Origin of the sequence: Rhodococcus sp. AW25M09, assembly GCF_000333955.1 — a bacterium.
In the GTDB taxonomy this organism is placed as follows: domain Bacteria; phylum Actinomycetota; class Actinomycetes; order Mycobacteriales; family Mycobacteriaceae; genus Rhodococcoides.
Window position 1 is genome coordinate 1 of record NZ_CAPS01000107.1, and the last position, 5,990, is coordinate 5,990.

Annotated in this window: 2 protein-coding genes; both read right to left on the bottom strand. The window is 62.4% G+C overall.

From position 1 onward, the window contains the following. On the bottom strand, positions 1 to 536 hold a 536-nt coding region (locus tag RHODMAR_RS20465), incomplete at its 3' end, for an AMP-binding protein (protein WP_232433729.1). A gap of 281 nt (positions 537 to 817) precedes the next feature. Further along, positions 818 to 5,990 (bottom strand): non-ribosomal peptide synthetase (locus RHODMAR_RS20470; RefSeq protein WP_008718357.1); only part of this gene is annotated, 5,173 nt, incomplete at its 5' end.

The following is a 5,990-nucleotide window of genomic DNA, read 5'->3' on the forward strand; positions in this document are numbered from 1 at the left end:
GCGAAATGCAACGTCCGAGAGCTCGAACCCAATGAAAAACGGTCACGTTGTTCGACAGCGAGTCGCGCCAACCCGGTGTGGGTGACGACCACACCTTTGGGCAGACCCGTCGAGCCCGAAGTGTAGATGATGTAAGCCGGATTGTTTGCTCGTAATATGGAAACCCGGTCGGTGGTTGCGATCTTGTCGCCGGAGAGGGTGTCGAGGGCGGCAGCCATTGGTTCACCGTCGAGTAGCGTCCAATCACACGCATCGGGAAGCCTGCCGCGAAGATTGGCCACTGTCAGTCCAACCCGGGCACCTGAGTCCGAAATCATGTGCAACACACGGTCAGCGGGGTAGGTGGGGTCGACCGGGACGAATGCAGCCCCTGTCTTTGCGATCGACCACATCGCGAGAACGGACTCTATCGAGCGCGTGATGCCCAGCGCAACAACATCTTCCGGTCCAATGCCACAATCGATCAAAAAACGCGCAATCTTCGACGAACGGCTATCGAGCTCGGCATAGGTCATGACTCGCTCGCCGTCGACCAAAGCCTCCTTGCTCGGATCGATTTCGACGGCGGCACTCAGAATCTGAGCGAGGAGCGGAGTGGTGTCTCGCTTGGGGCGAGGCCGGCGAGGACGAGCCGTTCGACCGGTGCCTGTGCCGCGGGTGTCACCGTCTCTCGAACCGTTGCGGCTCATCGGGCTCGAACCATGAGATGCATACCTCCATTGTTCCCCATCGACATCGTCCGCCTACCGGTACCCTTCCTTAGCCGACCGACGATTGCTTCGCTCGACACCGGTAGCGACTCTCTGCCGCACTGACTTCAGCTCTGTTCCGTCCTGCCTAGCGGTGCGACACCGGTGTGTACGGCGACATCGCCCAACTCCACGGACCGAGAAGCATCGTCGACGAGCACCACTGCTTCCAAATCCTCGAACTCAACAGCCTCGATCGACTGCGCGGACGCGGCCGTGAGGAACCCATGAGTCACCCATCCGTCGAGTAACTCCTCGACCAGCTCACCCTTGCCATCGGCTGGCACGACCAAAGCAGCCCCCGATACGCAGGCCGACAACAGCGCCGACAATTGCCACAGGCTTCCTGTTTCTGCTGCAGCGAACAACCTGGAATCGAACGTAACGCGCGAGTCTTCGTTCATGTTCCGCAGTGCCGCCACCAGTTGACCGTGTGTGTACTCGCTGATGCCGCCGTCGCCGTCGACCACGACGACTGCAACATCGTCGGGTCGGAGCAACCTCACGCGCTCGGAGTAGCCGATCGGACGACTGGAGGCGGTCTGAACCGCCTCGACCACCCTGGGATCGTCGAGTGCGATCAAATTTGCCTCGGCCGATTTAGCGCCGGAGCTACCCACAACTGCACGCGCATCGGACGCGCGAATGAACTCCGCGGCCTCCCGCGACGTTTCCGACACCACCACTGCTGCGCCCGACAGGACAACGGCCAACGTTGACACCGCCCAATCCAGCGACGGATCGAGCGTTACGACCACTCGATCACCGGGCCCGACGGCACTGTCGATCAGGATCCTGGCCAGTCTGGAGGCACGGCCCTCGACTTCGAGATACGTCGATTCTTCGTCGCCGTGAGAAATCAACGGAGCCTCGGGGTCGAGCTCCACGACCGAACCGAATACCTGAGGCATCGTCCGATCCACCGAAGCCGACTCCGTCGCGGCCTCCACCGAAGACGGTGCGGCCGCGATCTCTGCCCTACTCTGCTCGACGCCGGACATGATCTCCACGTCGCCGATCAGGACCTCCGGATCCTGCGCGACAGCTGCGAGAATTCGCTCCAGACGATCCACGAACGAACGGGCCGTCTCCTCGTCGAACAGATCGGTTGCGTACAGAAGCGATCCGAACAAACCTGCGGGCTCGCCGGCGTCATCAGTCCGAGCTTCGACCGTGAACTGAAGGTCGAACTTCGCAGCCAGTTCACCTGCGTCCAGACCCTCGACGGTCAAACCCGGTAGTTCGAGGCGTACCCGATCGAGATTCTGGAACGACAACACAACCTGGAAGATTGGATGCCGTGCCTGGGACCGACTGGGAACAATGGAATCGACGACGTACTCGAACGGGAGATCAGCGTGGCCGAAAGCCCCGAGGTCCGTCGAACGTACCCGGCCGACGAGCTCGGAGAACGTGGCACCGAGATCGACTTCGGTACGCAGTGCCAATGTGTTCACGAACATACCGACCAGGTTGTCCAGCTCGGCGGCACCGCGCCCGGCCACCGGAGTTCCGACGACGATGTCGCGACTGCCGCTGAGTCGACTGAGCAGCACGGAGAGAGAGGCGTGCACGACCATGAACAGAGAAACCCCACGATGGCGCGATAGATCCATCAGCCGTGCATGTGTCGGCCCATCGATCTGGAAATCGATCGACCGGCCGAGCATGGATTGGACGGGAGGTCGTGGGCGGTCCGCCGGGAGATCGAGCGCGTCCGGGCTTCCGGTGAGGGTTTTCCGCCAATAGTCCAGCTGTTCCGCCGCGATCGATCCGGGTTCGTCGACCTCCCCCACGATGCTGCGTTGCCACAGAGTGAAATCCGCGTACTGGATCGGCAGCGGTTGCCACCCGGGCCGCTTACCCTGCGCCCTGGCCGCGTAAGCCACCACCACATCGCGGGCCAACGCTGGTATCGATGCACCGTCCGCGGAGATGTGATGCACGACGAGCGCGAGCACGTGCTCGGTCGGAGCGATCCGTATCAAGGCAACGCGAACCGGCACCACGGTGGCGACATCGAAGCCACCCAAGACCACCTCTGCAACAGCTCGCTGCGCCTCGATCGGTGTGTCGACCCTCTTCGGTGTCAGGTCGAAGGACACCTCGTTCGGTGGCAGAACCCGCTGTTGCGGACCGTGCTCGTCGGACGGATAGACAGTTCGCAGCGACTCGTGACGTTCCACGATGTCGGCGACTGCGGCCTCGAGCGCAACCGCGTCGAGGTCTCCCGTGAGGCGCACAGCCATCGGAATGTTGTACGCACCCGATCCTGGATCGAGATGATTGAGAATCCACATTCGCTGCTGCGCGAGAGAAAGCGGAACGCGATCCGGTCGTTCCATCGTGGTCGGGGCCGGTCGAGCACCGGTTCCGACGCGTGAGGCCACGGCCCTGGCGAACCCGTCGACCGTGTTCGAATCGAAGAGCACATGTAGAGGCACCGATGCGTCCAGGGCCGAACCGACCCGGGATACGACCTGCGTCGCCACGAGAGAGTTTCCACCAAGATCAAAGAAGTCGTCGTCGAGGCCGACTGTCGGGACCCCGAGCACATCTCCGATCACACGCGCGACAACCTCCTCGACCGGAGTCGAAGGTGCCCGATATGTGCGCGCTTCGACCTGTGGATCCGGCAACGCCTTCCGATCGAGCTTGCCCGCAGCACCGACAGGGAGAGCCTCCAGACCAACGACCGCGTCCGGCACCATGTATGCCGGTAATTCGAGCGCAACCGAGCTGCGGATTTCATCGGCGTCGACCGCTAATTTATCTCTCGCGACCACGTACGCCACGAGTCGCTCCTGGCGAACCAGGACTACGACATCGCGCACCGATTCCAGATGCTCGATCGCCGATTCGATTTCCCCCAGTTCGATCCGCAAACCGCGCAACTTGACCTGGAAATCGGACCGGCCGACGTACTCCAGTTCCCCGTCTCGATTCCAGCGCACGAGATCGCCCGTGCGATAGAGCCTGCCTCCGTCGCCACCGACCGGATCGGCAACGAAGCGGTCGGCCGTCAAGTCGGGTCGCGCGCAGTAACCTCGGGCCAGTTGCACACCGGCGAGATACAGCTCGCCGACGACGCCGTGCGGTACTGGGTTCAATCGTCCATCCAGCACGAATACACGGGTATTGAAGATTGGCCTCCCGATCGGGACCACAATGCGATCCGCTTCTACAACCTCGTGGTACGTGACATCGACGGCCGCTTCGGTCGGGCCGTACAGATTGACAAGACGAGAACCGGGGAGCTTTTGACGGAACAGGCTCGCCGCAGATGCAGGTAGTGCCTCGCCGGATGCGAAGACGACTCGGAGTGAGTCCATGCTGCTCGTGTCGGCCTCCGAAAGGAACACCGACATCATCGATGGCACGAAGTGCGCGACCGTCACCTCTTCGCTGACGATGGTGTCGGCAAGATAGAACGGATCTCGGTGACCGTCGGGCCTGGCTATGTGCAGTCGCGCGCCCACCATCATGGGCCAGAAGAACTCCCAGACCGAGACGTCGAAGGTCGTGGGGGTCTTCTGCAGCACGACGTCGCCATTGCTCATGCCGTACTCGTGCTGCATCCATACCAGGCGGTTGACGATGGCCTCGTGGGTTACTGCAACACCCTTGGGGCGGCCTGTCGACCCGGACGTGAACAAGACGTATGCGAGATCCGTCGGGTGCAGCGGCCGCACCCGCTCTGCGTCGCGCAGGGGGCCTGCCCGATAGCTGGACAGATCCACGGAATCGATGTCGAGAACTGTCGCCGACGAATCGACGAAGCGGTCTCGCGCGGTCGTCAACACCATCGATGCTGCGGACGTGTCCAATATGTACCGGTTGCGATCGACCGGCTGGTCCGGGTCGACAGGAACGTAACCTGCTCCGGCCTCGACCACGGCGTACAGAGCGACCAGCAGCTCCAGCGACCGCCTTATTGCAACTGCAACGAGGACGTCTGGACCGACTCCTCGCTCGACCAGATGCCGGGCGAGTTTGGTGACGCGAGCGGAGAACTCACCGTAGGTGACCGCGTTGCTATCGAACGTCAGTGCAACGGCATTCGGGTCGGCGGCGGCGCAGTGGTGGAAGGAGGACAACAACGCCGACCTCGAGACGGATCGGCCCGTATCGTTCCACGTTTCGATAACTTCACGCCGTTCGCTGTCGCCGAGAATGTCGATCCGGCCGACGACAAGAGACGGATCGAGACCGACAGCATCCAACACCGACGCGAGCCGCGTTGCGAAAGGTTCAACGGTTTCACGATCGAACAGATCTGTCGAGTACGTCGTGTCCAAGACCCAACCGCCGTTGTCCCCGCCTCGATCGGAGACGGTGAACTGGATATCTACCTTCGCTAGGGCGCTGTCGACTTCGACTCCGGCGACGGTGAGTCCGGGAAGCTCGAAGGTGCTGTTCTCCAAGTTCTGGAATGCAAGCATCACCTGAAACAACGGATGACGCGCTCGAGAGCGCACCGGATCGAGCACCTCCACCAGTCGCTCGAAAGGAATGTCTGCGTTGCTGTACGCGTCGAGATCGGTTCGGCGCACCGAAGCAAGCAGGTCGGTGAATCGGTCGCCGGGATCGACGGTCGTACGCAAAACCAGGGTGTTGACGAACATCCCCACAAGGTCGTCGAGAACTTCTTCGCCGCGCCCGGCCACCGGCGTTCCGATAGGAATGTCGTCTGTTCCGGTCAGACGCGCAAGCAGCACCGATAGCGCCGCGTGGACCACCATGAACGGGGTGACTCCCTCAGCGGCGGCCAACTCCTCGATACGGTGGCGCACATCAGCACCGATCACCGTGGAGTAGGTCGCGCCGTGGCCGGTGGATACCGCCGGCCGGCGGCGATCGCACGGCAGGTCCAGTTGCTCGGGTAGGTCCGTCAGAGCGGTACGCCAATATTGCTCCTGCGCGTGGCCGAGGGAGCGCGGATCCGCATCAGATCCCAGGACGGAGCGCTGCCACAGGGTGAAGTCCGCGTATTGCACCGGCAGCGGTACCCAATCCGGGGCCTCGCCTGCGCCGCGGGCCAGGTACGCGGTCATCAGATCGCGGGTCAGGGGCCCCATCGAAAAGCCATCCGTTGCGATGTGATGCACGACAACCAGTAGTACGTGCTCAACAGGCGATATCGAGAGCAGCCGGACCCGCAAGGGCACTTCCCGAACGACGTCGAAGCCTTGGCCGAAGAAGTCGACTGCAGTGGACCCAACGGCAGACTCGTCGGTCTCT